The sequence below is a fragment of the Mesorhizobium metallidurans STM 2683 genome (assembly GCF_000350085.1).
Lineage (GTDB): Bacteria > Pseudomonadota > Alphaproteobacteria > Rhizobiales > Rhizobiaceae > Mesorhizobium > Mesorhizobium metallidurans.
This window is the reverse complement of record NZ_CAUM01000101.1, coordinates 26178-42459: the sequence shown is the minus strand read 5'-3', so window position 1 is coordinate 42459 and position 16282 is coordinate 26178. Positions and strand designations below refer to the sequence as shown.

The 16282-nt window shown below is 62.2% G+C and carries 13 protein-coding genes and 1 pseudogene; 7 read left to right on the top strand and 7 right to left on the bottom strand.

The genetic code is table 11. The features are described 5' to 3' along the window. Window positions 1–61: 61 nt before the first annotated feature. On the bottom strand, window positions 62–1324 hold the full coding sequence (locus MESS2_RS16855) for an N-acetylmuramoyl-L-alanine amidase (RefSeq protein WP_008875597.1): 1263 nt from the start codon (window positions 1322–1324) through the stop codon (window positions 62–64). 672 nt (window positions 1325–1996) lie between these two features. Here MESS2_RS16855 and MESS2_RS16850 point away from each other — a divergent pair. Then, window positions 1997–4942, top strand: coding sequence for an Rne/Rng family ribonuclease (locus MESS2_RS16850; protein WP_008875596.1), 2946 nt, complete (start codon window positions 1997–1999; stop codon window positions 4940–4942). A 78-nt stretch (window positions 4943–5020) separates the two neighbouring features. Here MESS2_RS16850 and MESS2_RS16845 read toward each other — a convergent pair. Continuing rightward, a pseudogene (locus tag MESS2_RS16845) lies at window positions 5021–5949 on the bottom strand (glutaminase). 11 nt (window positions 5950–5960) lie between these two features. Further along, entirely contained in the window at window positions 5961–7109 is a 1149-nt protein-coding gene (locus MESS2_RS16840) for a pyridoxal phosphate-dependent aminotransferase (RefSeq protein ID WP_008875595.1), read from the bottom strand. A gap of 144 nt (window positions 7110–7253) precedes the next feature. On the opposite strand from MESS2_RS16840, the gene MESS2_RS16835 reads away from it, so the two are divergent. The 6 genes from MESS2_RS16835 to aat all read left to right on the top strand — a co-directional run bounded on the left by MESS2_RS16835 (window position 7254) and on the right by aat (window position 12620). Then, window positions 7254–8648 carry a M48 family metalloprotease gene (locus MESS2_RS16835; RefSeq protein ID WP_008875594.1) on the top strand — a complete coding sequence of 465 codons (1395 nt, stop codon included), beginning with the start codon at window positions 7254–7256 and terminating at the stop codon, window positions 8646–8648. Window positions 8649–8751: 103 nt separating this feature from the next. Next, complete coding sequence (locus MESS2_RS16830; RefSeq protein WP_040593352.1) at window positions 8752–9555, top strand: DsbA family protein; 804 nt, start codon at window positions 8752–8754, stop codon at window positions 9553–9555. 144 nt (window positions 9556–9699) lie between these two features. Continuing rightward, complete coding sequence (gene aroQ, locus MESS2_RS16825) at window positions 9700–10134, top strand: type II 3-dehydroquinate dehydratase (RefSeq protein WP_008875592.1); 435 nt, start codon at window positions 9700–9702, stop codon at window positions 10132–10134. 26 nt (window positions 10135–10160) lie between these two features. Then, window positions 10161–10613: an acetyl-CoA carboxylase biotin carboxyl carrier protein gene (accB, locus tag MESS2_RS16820; protein WP_008875591.1), complete on the top strand. Its 453-nt coding sequence runs from the start codon at window positions 10161–10163 to the stop codon at window positions 10611–10613. Between the two features lie 19 nt (window positions 10614–10632). Then, window positions 10633–11976 (top strand): acetyl-CoA carboxylase biotin carboxylase subunit, encoded by a 1344-nt coding sequence (gene accC, locus MESS2_RS16815; protein WP_008875590.1) that lies wholly within the window; start codon window positions 10633–10635, stop codon window positions 11974–11976. Between the two features lie 26 nt (window positions 11977–12002). Further along, the gene (aat, locus tag MESS2_RS16810) at window positions 12003–12620 is read left to right on the top strand and encodes a leucyl/phenylalanyl-tRNA--protein transferase (protein WP_008875589.1); all 618 of its coding nucleotides are present in this window, start codon (window positions 12003–12005) and stop codon (window positions 12618–12620) included. Between the two features lie 63 nt (window positions 12621–12683). Here aat and MESS2_RS16805 read toward each other — a convergent pair whose 3' ends face one another. From MESS2_RS16805 to MESS2_RS16790, 4 genes are all read right to left on the bottom strand, one after another. Continuing rightward, window positions 12684–13199, bottom strand: a complete 516-nt coding sequence (locus tag MESS2_RS16805; protein ID WP_040593315.1) for a DUF2155 domain-containing protein — start codon at window positions 13197–13199, stop codon at window positions 12684–12686. Window positions 13200–13324: 125 nt separating this feature from the next. Next, window positions 13325–13723: an NADH:ubiquinone oxidoreductase subunit NDUFA12 gene (locus MESS2_RS16800; protein WP_008875587.1), complete on the bottom strand. Its 399-nt coding sequence runs from the start codon at window positions 13721–13723 to the stop codon at window positions 13325–13327. Between the two features lie 129 nt (window positions 13724–13852). Continuing rightward, window positions 13853–14914 carry an alpha/beta hydrolase family protein gene (locus MESS2_RS16795; protein ID WP_008875586.1) on the bottom strand — a complete coding sequence of 354 codons (1062 nt, stop codon included), beginning with the start codon at window positions 14912–14914 and terminating at the stop codon, window positions 13853–13855. Between the two features lie 204 nt (window positions 14915–15118). Beyond that, on the bottom strand, window positions 15119–16225 hold the full coding sequence (locus MESS2_RS16790; RefSeq protein ID WP_008875585.1) for a helix-turn-helix domain-containing protein: 1107 nt from the start codon (window positions 16223–16225) through the stop codon (window positions 15119–15121). Window positions 16226–16282 lie beyond the last annotated feature (57 nt).

Genomic DNA, 16282 nt, shown 5'->3' with positions numbered 1-16282 from the left:
AAAAGCACAGGGTGTTGTCACCGTGCAACGCTGCCCCTGGTTGTGGGCGACGGCCGGCATATCAGCCTCCGGTTCCTGTTCCGGTCTTGGCCGAGGCAAACAGCGCGACGGCGTTGGCTATGCTCTGGGCCGCCTTGCCGCGCCAGTCGGCGCTGAGCAGTTGCGCCTCGTCCTTGGCATTGGAGAGATAGCCGAGTTCGACCAGCACGGAAGGCACATCCGGCGCCTTCAGCACCTTGAAGCCGGCCGAACGCTGCGGATTGTTGATGAGGCCGACGCTGCTGGAAAGCTGACCGACCAGAGTATGGGCGAAACTCATCGAGAAACTGTGCGTCTCGCGGCGGATCAGGTCGATCAGGATGTCGGTCACTTCCTTGTTGTCGTTCTTGATCTCCATGCCGGCGAACTGGTCGGAGAGGTTTTCACGGTCGGCAAGCGCCTGGGCTTCGGGGTCGGAAGCCTTGTCGGAGACGGTGTAAACGGTCGCGCCGCGGATGCCCTTGAGGCTGATCGTGTCGGCGTGGATCGAGATGAGCAGGTCGGCCTCGTGCTGGCGGGCAATGCGCACCCGGTCGTCCAGCCGCAGGAACTGGTCGCTCTCGCGCGTCATGAACACGTCGTATTTGCCGACCGCGGCAAGTTTGTCGCGCAATTCATTGGCGAAGGCGAGCGTGACGTTCTTTTCGATCGTGCCGTTCAGGCCCTCGGCGCCGCCGTCGATGCCGCCATGGCCGGGATCGATGACGACGGTGAAGCGATGGCCCGGATTGGAGATCGGCCCGGTGCCGACCCGGCCGCCCTTGTCGGCGGAGACCGTCGAACCGGTGGTCAGTGCCTGATTGGCAAGTGCTACATCGAATTCCCGCGCCGACGCAGCCGACATGTCGATGGCGATCCGGTAGCCGTTGCCGTCCTCGTTCTTGAGCACATCGAGCCTGTCTATGGCGAATGGGCCTTTGCCGGTGAGGATCAGCCGCGAGACCCCCTCGCCGAGATCGCCGTAACGCACGTTCCTGACCAGGCCACGCGCCTTCACATCCTTGGCATTGACGGCGAATCGCGTGCTTGGCAGGTCGATGACCAGGCGGTTGGGACCGCGCAGGAGGAACCATTTGATGTCGGGTTCGCGATCGAAACTGACGACGATGCGCATCTTGGTGGCATCGCCGGCCATCTTGTAGCTCGTCGCGCGGAGCGGCGTCTCGACGGCAAAGGAAACCGGCGGGAAAGCCAGACAAGCGGCAAACAACAACAGCAGGCAGGCGGCTCGGAAGAAAATGCCTCCGACACGCCTGCCCTTGTCTGTGAGGCCTGTCAGTCCCATTTCTTTCCGGTCGCTCCGTTTGGCGCCAGACGCCCAATCTCTTCATTACTTAAGAGTCGGCGTCTGTCGAAATGCCGGTTAAGCCGCGAACTCGATTAACGATTGGTATCCAGAGAAGGTTAACCAAGCCTTTTCATGCAAGGCCGAAAACCCTGTACCTGCCGTAACGGAACTGCTTTTTGCCGGCATCGGAAATCGGGGTTGCCTTCCAACCCGCCAAATCATAAAAGCGATGGTGGATCACTGCAATCCTGGAACCGTCCTCTTCCGCAGCTTCCTGCTATCAGGTCAGACGAAAGGCGGCTCCTTCGCTTCAGGCGAAAAGGCATCAGGTGATCGCGACGAATTTCGCAGGTGTAGGCCCGTGGCGGGGGAAGCGCCTGCGTGAGGAAAACGGCCGGGATTGTTCCGCGCCGGCTCTGTACGAGCAAACAAGCTGGTCCGGATTTTCCGGGCTTTGGTTCAAAAAGGATCCGCTGGTTACGATGGCTTCAAGCGCAATCATGGAAAGGTCCGCAGCAAACCGCGCCATTGTGGCAGCGGGCGGCACCGTCATGGCGCTCAAGCGGCGGCCGGCGGACGTTCAAATGTCCGGCACCCATGTTCACCCGCAGCGAAGGGCTTTTCCCCGCAAGCTGCAAGCGATGACGGCTGCCGGCGGGAAACGAAATAATGCCCAACAAAATGCTGATAGACGCCTCCCACCCGGAGGAAACACGTGTTGTCGTCGTTCGCGGTAACCGTATCGAAGAATTCGACTTTGAATCCCAGGACAAGAAGCAGCTCAAAGGAAACATCTACCTCGCCCGCGTAACTCGCGTCGAACCCTCCCTTCAGGCAGCCTTTGTCGAATATGGCGGCAACCGTCACGGTTTTCTCGCCTTCAGTGAAATTCACCCCGACTACTACCAGATCCCGGTCGCCGACCGTCAGGCGCTGCTGCGCGCGGAAGCGCAGGAGGCCGAGGACGAGGACGAAGAGGACGGCGAAGGCGAAGACCGCCAGAGCCGCGAGCGCGGCCGGCGCGGCCGCCGGCGTGGCGGCAAGAGCCGTGACCGCGGCGAGCACAAGCGCGACGCAAGCACGGCCGATTCTGCCGATTCCAATGAAAGCGGCGATCATAATGAGAGCCACGAGGATGTAGTCGCGGAAAACGTCGACGCCGCCCCCGAACATGGTACCACCGCGCCTGATAGCGCGGATCATGGCGAGGACGTTGCCGACCGTGGCGAGGATGTAGTGGCTCACGGCGAGGACGTCGCCGACGATGAGACCTCTACCGAAGGCGGACCCAATTCCATCGCCGCCAGCATCGAAGCGGATGTGATCTCCGAAGCCGTGCCGCAGGCGGAGCCCGCCGGCGAAGCCACCTCGACCGACAATGATCGCGGCATGCTGGAAGAGGTGCAGTCCTCGCATCCGGATGACCATGAGGTCGAGTCGGTCGGCGCCGAGGATGCGCTGGAGGAAGTGCGCAACCGCCGCAAGCCGGTGCGCCGCCAATATAAGATCCAGGAAGTGATCAAGCGCCGGCAGATACTGCTGGTGCAGGTCGTCAAGGAAGAGCGCGGCAACAAGGGCGCCGCACTTACCACATATCTGTCGCTTGCCGGCCGCTATTCCGTGCTGATGCCGAACACGGCGCGCGGCGGCGGCATTTCGCGCAAGATCACCAGCGCGGTGGACCGCAAGCGGCTGAAGGAAGTCGTCGCCGATCTCGAAGTGCCGCAAGGCATGGGCGTCATCCTGCGCACCGCCGGCGAAAGCCGCACCAAGGCCGAGATCAAGCGCGACTACGAATATCTGATGCGGCTTTGGGAAAACGTCCGCAATCTGACGCTGCAGTCCACGGCCCCTGCCCTGGTCTATGAGGAAGGCAGCCTGATCAAGCGCTCGGTGCGCGACCTCTACAACAAGGACATCGACGAGATCCTGGTTTCCGGCGACGAAGGCTACCGCGAGGCCAAGGACTTCATGCGCATGCTGATGCCGAGCCACGCCAAGGTCGTGCAGCCGTTCCGCGACACGACGCCGATCTTCGTGCGCAATGGCATCGAGGCACAGCTCGACCGCATGCTGCAGCCGCAGGTGACGCTGAAGAGCGGCGGCTACATCATCATCAACCAGACCGAAGCGCTGGTCGCCATCGACGTCAATTCGGGCCGCTCGACCAAGGAGCACTCGATCGAGGATACCGCGCTTCACACCAATCTGGAAGCGGCCGAGGAAGTCGCCCGCCAGCTTCGGCTGCGCGACCTTGCCGGCCTGATCGTCATCGACTTCATCGACATGGAGGAGAACCGCAACAACCGCTCCGTCGAGAAGCGGCTGAAGGATCACCTCAAGAACGATCGCGCCCGCATCCAGGTCGGCCGCATCTCGCATTTCGGCCTGATGGAGATGTCGCGTCAGCGCATCCGCGCCAGCGTGCTGGAATCGACGATGAAGCCCTGTCCGCATTGCGGCGGCACCGGTCATGTGCGCTCCGATTCATCCGTGGCGCTGATGGTGGTGCGGGCGATCGAGGAATTCCTGCTCAAGGATTCACGCAGCCACATCACGGTGCGGACGCCGGCGGCGACCGCGCTCTACGTGCTCAACCACAAGCGCGGCACACTGGTCGAACTCGAAAGCCGCTTCGGCCTGACCATCACCATGGAGGCCGACGACACGGTCGGCGCCCAGCATTACGCGATCTTCCGCGGCGCGCTGGCCGAAAAGCCGGAGGGCTTCGTCGAGACGCGCAGCCTGCCCACCTATGTCGAGCCGGAAGAGCCCGAGGACGAAATCGTCATCGAGGAGGAGGACGAGGCTCCCGTACAAGCGGAGCAGCCGCGTCACGGCCAGCAGTCGCAGCAGCCAAGGCCCAGTGAGGATGGCGAAGGCCGCGATCGCAAGCGCCGCAAGCGGCGCAGACGGCGTGGCGGCAAGGACCGCGACCGCGAGCATGGCGCGCCGGTGGAAGGTGCTTCCATCTCGACGCCGGCGGCTGGCGCCGCCGAAGCGGCAAGTGATGAACATGCTGGCGACGAACGCGATGAAAGTGCCGAAGCGGACCGGGAAGCACCGGTCGGCGTCATCGATGCGGCGGAAGCTTCGGATGACGGCCAAGGCAAGAAGCGCCGGCGTGGCAAGCGCGGTGGCAAGCGCAATCGCCGCGAAGACGGCGAAGACGCGACCGAGGCGAGCGCCGGCGAAGCAGCGGTCGCTTCCGAGGCCGACGCCCCGGAAAGCGAGCCTGCGGCAATCGAACCGGTCGCTGCAACACCGGTCGAAGAGCTTGCGATCCTTGCTCCGGCCAATGACGACGCGCCGAGCGCGGAGAAGCCGAAGAAGCCGCGTCGCGCCGCCAAGCCGAAGAAGGCGGCCGCGGAAATCGTCGCCGAGACGGTAGCCGATGCCGCGCCGGCCGCTCCGGCCGAGCCCCCCGCGCCCGTTTCGGAAGAAATGGCCGTGGTGGCTGCCGACGAAACACCGAAGGCCCGTCCGTCGCGGCGCAAGCCCGCGCCGGTGGATGCTCCGGTTGTGCCGGTCGTCTCCTCGACCGTCGCCGACGAAGCCAAGACCGAGGACAAGCCGAAGCGTGCCGGCTGGTGGCAACGGAAGGGCTTTTTCTAAGCTTTTCAGTTGTTTGGAATGATTTTCTGACCAAAGAATCCCGCGTCTTCTCGAAAAAAGGCGCGGGATTTTTCTGTCTTACGGCGCGAAGATCGACCAGTTCATCATTCTGGCCAGCCTTTCCAGCGCGATCGAGCCCAGCTTGGAATTGCCATTGGCGTTGAGGCCGGGCGACCACACGGCAAGCGAGGCGACGCCCGGCACTATCCCCAATATGCCGCCGCCTACACCGCTCTTGCCGGGATGCCGACGCGGAAGGCAAAGTCGCCCGAGCCGTCATAGTGGCCGCAGGTCAGCATCATCGCGCCAATGCGGCGGGCGCGCTCGGCCGACACGACGGAATGCCCGGTCGCCGGGTTCTTGCCGCCATTGGCGAGGAAACGGCCGGCCAGCGCCAGCTGCCGGCAGCTCATGGCGATGGCGCAGTGATGGAAATAGACGCCCAGCGCCAGCTCGGGCGCATGATGGAGATTGCCGAAGGATCTCATGTAGTTGGCAAGCGCGAAATTACGGTAGCCGGTGGCGCGTTCGGAGGCAGCGACCTCGCGGTCGATGACAACAGTGTCGTCATCGGCCAGGAACTGGATGAAGCGCAGGATCTCGCCGATCGCCTCGCGCGGCTGATGGCCGGCGAGCAGAATGTCGGAAATGACGATGGCGCAGGCATTGATGAACGGATTGCGCGGAATGCCGTTCTCATGCTCGAGCTGGACGATCGAGTTGAACGGATTGCCCGAAGGCTCGCGCCCGACACGCCGCCACAGCGCATCGCCGACATTGCCCAGCGCCAGCGTCAGCGTGAACACCTTGGAGATGCTCTGGATGGAAAAAGGCTCATCGGCATCGCCTGCCATCAGCACGCGACCATCATTCGTCACGGCGGCGATGCCGAATTTTTTCGGATCGACCTTGCCGAGTTGCGGGATGTAAGTCGCGACCTCGCCACGATCCGTCCGTGCCGCCATTTCGACGGCGACTTCGGCCAAGGCCTGCTCGAGTTCCGGCATTGGCGTCCTCGCTACTTCAGCCAGCACTCGATGCGCGCCAGCGCCTCGATCATGTCGTCGTGGCTGCCGGCATAGGAAAAGCGCATGGTTCGATGGCCCTGGAGCGGATCGAAATCACGGCCTGGCGTCGCCGCCACATGCGCCTCGGCCAGCATCCTGCGCGCGAAAACCATGCTGTCGTTGGTATGCCTGGTGACATCGCAAAACGCATAGAAGGCGCCGTCCATCGGCGCCGCCAGCGCAAAGCCGAGTTCGGGCAGACGCTTCATCAGAAGCTCGCGATTGCCTGCATAGCGCGCCTTCACCACCTCCAATTCCCCGGTCGCCTTGAACGCCTCGATCGCAGCGATCTGCGAAAGCTCCGGCGGCGAGATGTAAAGGCTCTGGGCGATGCGCTCGACCGGCCGCACCAATTCTTCCGGCAGCACCATCCAGCCGATGCGCCAACCGGTCATGCAATAGTATTTCGAAAAGGAATTGATCACCGTCACATCCGGGCCATGGGCGAGCGCCGTCGTGTCTGGCGCGGTATAGGCCAACCGGTGATAGATCTCGTCGGAGATCACGGCGATGCCCAGCTCTTGCGCTGTCTTGACCAGTGCCGACAGCTCATTGGCAGGGATAACCGCACCGGTCGGATTGGCCGGGCTGGCGAACAGAACGCCCTTCAGCGGCTTCTCACGGTGCGCGGCCTTCAAGCGCCCGGCATGAAGATAGGCGGCGCCGTCAAGCTCGATCTCGACGATCTCGATGCCGAGCGCCGCCATGATGTTGCGATAGGCCGGATAGCCAGGTGCGGCGATGGCGACGCGGTCGCCCGGATCGAACATTGCCAGGAAGGCGAGGTTGAAGGCTGCCGACGATCCGGTGGTGACGGCGATCCGGCTAGCGGGAACATCAAGGCCGTAGTGATCCGCATAGTGCTCGGCGATTGCCTTGCGCAGGCTGGGCAGACCCAGTGCATCGGTATAGCCGATGAGCCCCATCTTCAAGGCGTGAGCTGCTGCTTGCCTCACTCCGGCCGGCGCCGGGTCGGACGGCTGGCCAACGGCCATGGAAACGACGGGAATGCCGGAGGCCTTCAGCCGATTCGCCTCCGCCAGAATGTCCATGGCGTGGAACGGCTCGACCTCGCCGCGGCGTGAAAGCGAAACAACCATTTGACCTCACATCATGCCGCCCGAAGCCGCCGGCCCTGGCGGCCGCGCCGCACAAATGCCCGATTGATGTGAGGATCACAAGTTCAGTAAGTTTTCGGTGCCGACTTTTCATCCTTCGCCCGCTCGTCTACCAGTGGACCTGTCATGTTGAGCCGACCCAGATTGACGATTGCCAGGGCAGCGCGCGTCTTCGCGACGCTTTGGCTTGCCGCGATGGTCGCCGTTGCCGGCTCGGTCAATGCCTTCGCGCAAAACGTGCCGGTCGTGCGCGATGCCGAGATCGAGGCCCTGGTGCGCGACTATGCGCGGCCGATCTTCAAGGCGGCGGGCCTGTCAAACGATGCCATCGACATTGTCCTGGTCAACGATCAGAGTTTCAACGCTTTCGTCGCCGGGCGTCGTCTGTTCATCAACACCGGCGCCTTGATGGAAGCCGAAACGCCCAACGAGATCATTGGCGTCATTGCGCATGAAGCCGGCCACATCGCCGGCGGTCACCAGCAGAAATTGCGCGAGCAACTCGAACGCGCCAAGACGATGGCCATCATCGCGACGCTGCTTGGCGCCGGTGCCATCGTCGCCGGCGCCACGACCAACAGCCGCGGCCTCGCCGGCGCTGGCATGGGCGTCGCGGCGGGCGGTGGCGAGATGGCGCAACGCAGCATCCTTGCCTATCAGCGTACCGAAGAGATGACCGCCGACCGCTCGGCAATCACCTATCTCAACGCTACCGGCCAGTCCGGCATGGGCATGCTGAAGACGTTCGGCCGCTTCCAGAGCGCGCTCTCGCTGTCCGGCGCGCAGGTCGATCCCTACCGGATCAGCCATCCGATGCCGCGGGAGCGTATCGCCAATCTCGAAGTCCTGGTGAAGCAGAGCCCCTATGTCGACAAGGTCGACCCTCCGGCGCTGCAGCAGCGGCACGACATGATGCGCATCAAGATCGCCGCCTATATGGGGGGCCAGGCCGCCGCGGTGCGGCTGATGCGCAAGAACCCCGGCAGCCTTGCCTCGCAATATGGCCTTGCGCAGACGACCTATCTCTATGGCAATCTGGCTGCCGCGCTCGGCAAGACCAATGCACTGATCAAGGCGCAGCCGAAGAACCCCTATTTCCAGGAGTTACGCGGCGACATCCTGATGAAGGCGAACAAGCCGAAGGATGCTTCGGAAGCCTATGCCAAGGCAGTCAGCCTCGATCCGGCGCGATCCGGATTGCTGCCGGTCTCCTACGGGCAGGCGCTGATGGCCATCGGCACGCCGGATTCGCTGGAGAAGGCGGTGGTGCAAATCAACAAGGGGCTCGGGCGCGATCGTGAAAACGTCGCGGGCTACCGCTATCTGGCACAGGCCAATGGCGAGCTCGGCAAAATCCCGGCCGCCGATCTTGCCACCGCGGAAGGCCATTTCTACTCCGGCGACTACAGGAATGCGAAGATCTTCGCCATGCGCGCGCAACAAAAGTTGAAGCGCGGCGAGCCGGGCTGGCTTCGCGCGCAGGACATCATAAACTACGCGCCGCCAGGCAAGAAAAAGTGAACCTTCCGGCAATGTGTGGCGACATATAGTCAGGCCAGCCGGTAGTCAGACCAATCGAGTTGAACCAATCCGACCGGAAAACCAGGCAAGAGGATTACGGATGATGAAAAAGGCAATTCTGCTCGGCACCACAGGAGTGGCGGTTGCTCTCGCCATGCTGGCTTTCGGATTCGTGGCCGGAAATCCGCAGACGGCAAAGGCCGATACGGCTCTACTGGCCCAAGCGGTGTCCGGCGATACCAAGATCGACCGTGCCGAAGTCGAGGGCATCATCCGCGACTATCTCCTGAAGAACCCGGAAGTGCTGCTTGAGGTCCAGGACGCGCTTGAGGCCAAGCAGAAGGAAGAGCAGCGCATCGCCAGTCTCGGCGTCATCGAGAATGCCAAGGACCAGATCTTCAACTCGGCCTTCGACGGCGTCGTCGGCAACCCGAACGGCAAGGTCACCATCGTCGAGTTCTACGACTACAATTGCGGCTTCTGCAAACGCGCCATCGAGGACATGCGGGCGCTGACGAAAGCCGATCCGGACCTGCGCTTCGTGCTCAAGGAATTCCCGATCCTCGGCCCGGATTCACAAAAGGCAAGCGTCGTCTCGATGGCCTTCCATCTGATGTATCCGGAGAAATATGGCGAGTTCCACAACGCACTTCTCGGCGGCCAGGGGCGCGCCACCGAGGCCACGGCCATCAAGGTGGCGCTTTCGCTCGGCGCCGACGAAGCGAAATTGCGCGAGAAGATGAAGGACCCGTCGATCGCTGAAGCCATCTCCAAGACCCTTGACCTTGCCAACAAGCTGGCCATCACCGGAACGCCGTCCTATGTGGTCGGCAACGAGGTGGTGTTCGGAGCGCTCGGCAAGGAAGTCTTGGCGAAGAAGATCGAAGCTGCCAAGGCCGCACTCTGATCGACACCGGTTTTCGCCGCAGGCCATTTCCCGCCTGTTGTGGACAGCGAAAGAACGCACTTGCGCTCTTTTCGCAGGCGTCTAAGCCCATTATAGAGGCCCAGTGCGCTGGCTTGAGGCCGGTGCCGGGAAAGGTCGGCATTCTTGAAAACTGTTTTCGTCCTGAACGGTCCCAACCTCAACGCGCTCGGCAAGCGCGAGCCGGGCATCTATGGCGGCAAGACGCTTGCCGCGATCGCTGAAGATTGCAAGCAGGCGGGCGCGGCGTTGGGATTTGACATCGATTTCCGCCAGTCGAACCATGAGGGCGATCTCGTCGACTGGATTCAGGAAGCCGGCGACAAGGCCGCCGGCATCGTCATCAATCCGGGCGCCTACAGCCACACTTCGATCGCCATTCACGACGCCATCCGCGCCGTAGCACCATTGCCCGTCGCCGAAGTTCATCTTTCCAACATCCATGCGCGGGAACCATTCCGCCACGTCTCCATGGTCTCGCCGGTCGCCGTCGGCATGATCTGCGGGTTCGGGCCGCTCGGCTACACGCTGGCGCTGCAGGCGCTGGCCGCACGCCTATGACCGGCCAACAAACAGAAGGCTCGAAAATGTCGATAAAGAAGACCGGTGTTGACCAGCAGCTGATCCGCGATCTGGCGGGCATACTGAACGACACCAACCTCACCGAGATCGAGGTCGAGCTGGGCGACTTGAAGGTGCGCGTGTCGCGACAGGCGCCGGCCGTGCACGCGATTGCCGCGCCGCAGCCCGCTTATGCGCCGGCGGCGGCGCAGCCCGCGGCCGGACCGGCGGCAGCCGAAATATCCAAGAACGCGGTGGCCTCGCCCATGGTCGGCACCGCCTATCTGGCGCCGTCGCCCGACGCCAAGCCGTTCATCGAGGTCGGCCAGACGGTCAAGGAAGGCCAGACGCTGCTGATCATCGAGGCGATGAAGACGATGAACCAGATCCCCTCGCCTCGCGGCGGCACGGTGACGGCGATCCTGTTCGAGGATGCGCAGCCGGTCGAATATGGCATGCCGCTCGTCGTGATCGAGTAGAGCCGGGAACAGGCGAGACATGTTCCAGAAAATCCTCATCGCCAATCGCGGCGAAATTGCCCTGAGGGTGCTGCGCGCCTGCAAGGAGCTCGGCATCCAGACGGTGGTGGTGCATTCGACCGCCGACGCCGACGCCATGCATGTCAGGCTCGCCGACGAGAGCGTTTGCATCGGCCCGCCGCCGTCGCGCGACAGCTATCTCAACATCCACCAGATCGTCGCGGCCTGCGAGATCACCGGCGCCGATGCCGTGCATCCGGGCTATGGCTTCCTGTCGGAAAATGCCAAGTTTGCCGACATCCTCGCGGCGCACAACATCACCTTCATCGGCCCGACCGGCGACCATATCCGCATCATGGGCGACAAGATCGAGGCCAAGCGCACGGCAAAACGCCTTGGCATTCCGGTTGTGCCCGGCTCCGACGGCGCGGTCACCGAGGAAAAGGAAGCGAGGCGCATCGCCGCCGAGATCGGCTATCCCGTAATCATCAAGGCTTCGGCCGGCGGCGGTGGACGCGGCATGAAGGTGGCGCGCAGCGAGGCCGAGCTTGAAATCGCGTTGCAGACGGCCCGCTCGGAAGCGGGTGCTGCCTTCGGCGACGACGCCGTCTATATCGAGAAATACCTGGAAAAGCCGCGCCACATCGAGGTGCAGGTGTTCGGCGACGGCGCCGGCCGCGGCGTGCATTTCGGCGAGCGCGACTGCTCGCTGCAACGCCGCCACCAGAAGGTTTGGGAAGAGGCGCCCTCGCCGGCGCTCAATGCCGAGGAGCGCGCGCATATTGGCGGCGTCTGCGCCAAGGCCATCGCCGATCTCGGTTATTCCGGCGCCGGCACCATCGAATTCCTCTACGAAAACGGCGAGTTCTATTTCATCGAGATGAATACCCGCCTGCAGGTCGAGCATCCGGTGACGGAAGCGATCACCGGCATCGACCTGGTGCACGAGCAGATCCGCGTCGCCTCGGGCGGCGGGCTTTCGGTGAGGCAGGAGGACATCAAGTTCAACGGCCACGCCATCGAATGCCGCATCAATGCCGAGGATCCGCGCACCTTCACCCCCTCGCCCGGCACGATCACGCATTTCCACACGCCGGGCGGTCTCGGCATTCGCGTCGATTCCGGCGTCTATTCCGGCTACAAGATCCCGCCTTACTATGACAGCCTGATCGGCAAGCTGATCGTGCACGGCCGCAACCGCGTCGAATGCATGATGCGGCTGCGCCGCGCGCTCGACGAATTTGTCGTTGATGGCATCAAGACGACGCTGCCGCTGTTTCGTGACCTGGTCGGCAACGCCGACATCGCCAATGGCGACTACGACATCCACTGGCTGGAAAAATACCTGGCCAAAGAGGAATAGCCATCAACTTCTAGTATGATGACGCGATGACCCGTCCCTACGCGCCAGGCTATCGCATCCCGACAGATCTTCTGCTCAAGGCCTACGCCTCGGGCGTCTTCCCGATGGCCGAAAGCGCCAGCGACCCGGAAGTGTTCTGGGTGCGGCCGGAGACGCGCGGCATCATCCCGCTCGACGGTTTCCATACGCCGAAGAGCCTGAGCAAGACGCTGCGGCGAAACTTGTTCGACATCCGTTTCGATTTCGATTTCGAGGCGACGATCGACGGCTGCGCAGAGAGGCGCGAGGAGCGCCGTTCGACCTGGATCAATGCGCCGATCCGCGAAGCCTATGTCGAGCTCCATCGCATGGGTCATTGCCATTCGGTCGAGGCCTGGCGCGAGGACCGGCTGGTCGGCGGCCTCTACGGCGTCTCGCTCGGCCGGGTGTTCTTTGGCGAAAGCATGTTCGCCAGGGAAACGGACGCCTCGAAGGCCTGCCTCGTGCGCCTGGTCGAGCGGTTGAAGGCGCGCGGCTTCGCGCTGCTTGATACGCAGTTCACCACCGAGCACCTCAAGCGCTTCGGCGCGGTGGACGTGCCGCGCGGCAGATATGAGAAGATGCTGGCCGAGGCGCTGAAGGGTGAGGCTGTGTTTTTTCCCTGACGGGAACTACTGTATGTCGAGCGGCTGCAACCGTCGTGCCGATCAGGTCGAGTTCCGGAACGATCAATTCGTCTTGCTGGCGTCCGGTTTGGCACCGTCGGACTTCGGTGTATCGGCCTTGGCCGCGTCGGGCGCCGGCACCTCCGACTTCTGCTTGCAGCCCTTCAGCCAGACGTCGTAGACGGCGTGCTCGACGGCATTGAGGCCGGGGCTTTCGGCAAACATCCAGCCGGTAAAGATGCGGCGGATCTTGCGGTCGAGCGTGATCTCGTCGACCTCGACGAAGGAATCGGTCTTTGGCTGTTCGTCCTGCGGCCGCGAGTAGCAGACGCGCGGCGTTACCTGCAAAGCGCCGAACTGCACCGTCTCATCGATATAGACATCGAAGGTGATGATGCGGCCGGTGATCTTGTCGATGCCGGCGAACTCGGCGACGGGATTGGTGATGCGATCCGATGCCGCGGGCGGTGCCGGTGCCTCCGGCGCCGCGGGAGTCTGCGCGGCGGCCACGCCAAAAGCACCAAAAGCGACAGTTGTCGCCGTCAGTGCACCCATCGGGATTCGGCCAAAAATGCTCATGCGGGGATACCGGTGGTTTGCGCCCGGGTGATTCTGTCGATCGCCAAGGCTAGTTGCTGCGGTGAGATCAGCAAGCAGCTAAACGCCAATTGTGGCGACAAAGGATCGATCCGCGTTGACGAGGGTTATGGCCCCGGCGTCCAGGCGTCGTAGTCGCCCGTCACCTGCGGGCGGTGCTGATTGGTCAGCACCGAACCCTTGGGGCGATAGGCGGCGGGGCTGCCGGTGAGGTTCGGCTGATGCGATTTCTGCCAATCGCGTGGCTTGTAGCTTTCGCTCGGCGGCGCAACGTCGACGCGATGATGGATCCAGCCATGCCAGCCCGGCGGGATCTCCGAGGCTTCCGAATAGTTGCGGTAGATAACCCAGCGGCGCGTGCGGCCTTCCGAATCGACACCGCCCTCGTAGTAGACGTTGCCGGCCTCGTCCTGCCCGACTTCCTTGCCATGCCGCCAGGTGTGGAAGCGTGTCCCCAGCGTCTGGCCGTTCCACCAGGTGAAAAACTGCAGAAGGAAAGTTTTCATCAAATCCTCGCGGCGGGCGCCCGTCGCCTGCTTATGGCGTCAGGTCATCGCGAAGGCAAGACTTTTGCCTGAGGTGCCGTACAAATGGTCGTCAGCAAACGATGCGGACGCATACGGGACAGTCGATGTTTAAGGGCTTGCCTTCAATGCTCGACTGAAGGCGGAAGTGACCATGTCGATCAGTTCCGTATGGATTTCGCGCCGTGTGCGGCCTCCGCCATCCATACAAATTGGATCGCCAATCTTTTCAGCTTCGGCAAGTTCAGGCGCACCAGGTTTGCACTCGGCAAACATGCTGTAATGGCTCGCATCTCCGATTGTGGAATAAGTGGCATTCGGAATGGCTTTGGCAATTTTGGCGGCCTGCGCGGTCAGGGGGATTTTCCCTGGTTGACCTAGATTTACGAGTTCAACAGGAATTGAGATCCGGGAAAAGCTGTTGAATTCGAAGACATCGACGGGTGCAGGATCAATCGCCATGGCAAATCTTATACGCGTATCTTCATTGTCGCGGCCGGCCGATGTCAAATCCATGGCGTGAAGATCAACGCCGCTTTGCCTGACCCATCCACAGAGAGAAGGGTTGAGAGCGTCCGTATCGCAATAGCCCGCCAAGCGTTTTGCATCGATGCGGGCGCCAGCTATCGCCAAGGCTGTGCTTCCGCCCATGGAAAGCCCGAGAGTACCTACCTTGTCATGTTCGAGGTGCTCTTCGAAAAAAGAGTCTTTGTCCATCGCATTCAACGTCTCGGTGATATCCGCAGGTCTCAGCCAAAGCTTCATCGTTTCCGTCGCAGATCGGTTTGCGCCTGTATTTCCGGGATGGGTAGGGGCCGCCACGACGAACCCCTGCTTCGCCAATGGCATCGCAATCCAGCTCAGGGCTTGCGCGTTTCCTGCCAGGCCCGCGCCATGGGACAGCAATATAAGAGGAAATTTTCCATCTGAGATTGGGGCACCGAGCATGGCGGGCGTTCCCACAAAAAACATGCTCTCACCAAGCATAACCGATTTGCCACCCGAAGATGCCGGATACCAAACGGTCACGTCGAGATCGATCCCGCGCTCTCTGGAGAAAGCCGCAATCTGACGCACACCGACATTGTCGCTGGCGACGGCTGGCTGTTGCACCGCCAACGTCGAAGACGCGACGGTCCAAAGCATGGCCAGGACATTCATCAAGAACTTCATTGTTTTCCTCTTGCGCTCGTCATCATCGTCACGCTGTCAATCCTCGTACCGGAGTTCGGATATTTGCCGATAAGAATGAGCTTGAGCGTTCAGGCCCCAAGATTGACCGGAATCCAGGCTGGTTCGCCCTCGAACGCGATCTTGGACGTCCGAGATCGCGATCAAGGTCGTTTCGCGCGATGAATTCAGCCCCTGGGTGCAGGATTACGAGGCGACAGGTGACCCGTCTTGCGCTTCGGGCGCCGCGGACGTTTCGCCGCCAACCCGGCGGTAGGCGCTGGGTGTCATGCCCGTGACGCGCTGGAACTCGCGGTTGAAGTTCGACTTCGTGCCAAAACCCGATTCCAGCATGATGATCGTCACCGGATCGCGTGTCGAGACCAGCCGCCGCCGCGCATCGCCGACCCGGTATTCATTTACAACTTGGGAAACGTTGCGGCCATGAACCCGGTTGATTGCTCCAGAAATCTGTCGCGCATGCATTCCGGCGCGCCGTGCAAGACGGTCCAGCGTCAGGTCCGGATCGCGATAAAGATGCTGCTCGGACATCAGTGCATCAATCCGGCGTATAACGACCTCGTCCGCCTCGGAAAGATCCTCGCTGACCGGCGAGGAGTAAGAGTGTGAAGGCAGTGGCTCGAAGGTGACGAATGCGAGACCCTCCTCCGTAGCTTTGAATTTCGTGTCAGGGCGAGTGTCGTCCGCGACCGTTGCGGCGTAACCGGCGACCGCCAACCACAGAACGCTCGCAGCGGTCAGGAGCATTGGTGCCTGCTGCCCATCACCAAAAGAGAGATCAAGCGATACCGCTACATCGACAAAGGCGGTGATAATGAGAAGAAGCGCGACCGCGACGAGCGCCTTATGCGCGGTCCACTCGTCACTGAGACGCACGGCCGCAAGCGCGCTCGGGCCTTGCCGCGCAACTCGCAAGAGCGCGAGACCGTATCCGAGATCGATCGCGAAAAGAACAATGTCGATTGGCGCACGCCAGAAGGCGACGAGAACCGCGACGAGGCTCGCCGGTATTAAATGCGGCCACAGGTCTGAGGGTTTCGCCAAATTCTTGCGACGAAGCTGATCGAAAGCGGCGAAGGAAAGCGCGGGCAGGACAGCGGCGAGGATCGGCTGGATGAAGCGTGCCGGATGCCAACCGACGTTCCAGTTCAATCCTGACACAGTCGCCTGAACGGCGAAGGCGGTCACGAGCAGCGGAAAGAGCCCGAGCTTTCCCTGTCCCTGCCGGATCATCCGCACGAGAATAAGGAGCAGAACAAGCGAAATGACGAACGGCAGCGGTATCGACGGCATGTATAACCATTATCACGCAAGAGCTTCTTCATCGCGCCGAGGGTGATGGTGGACGCC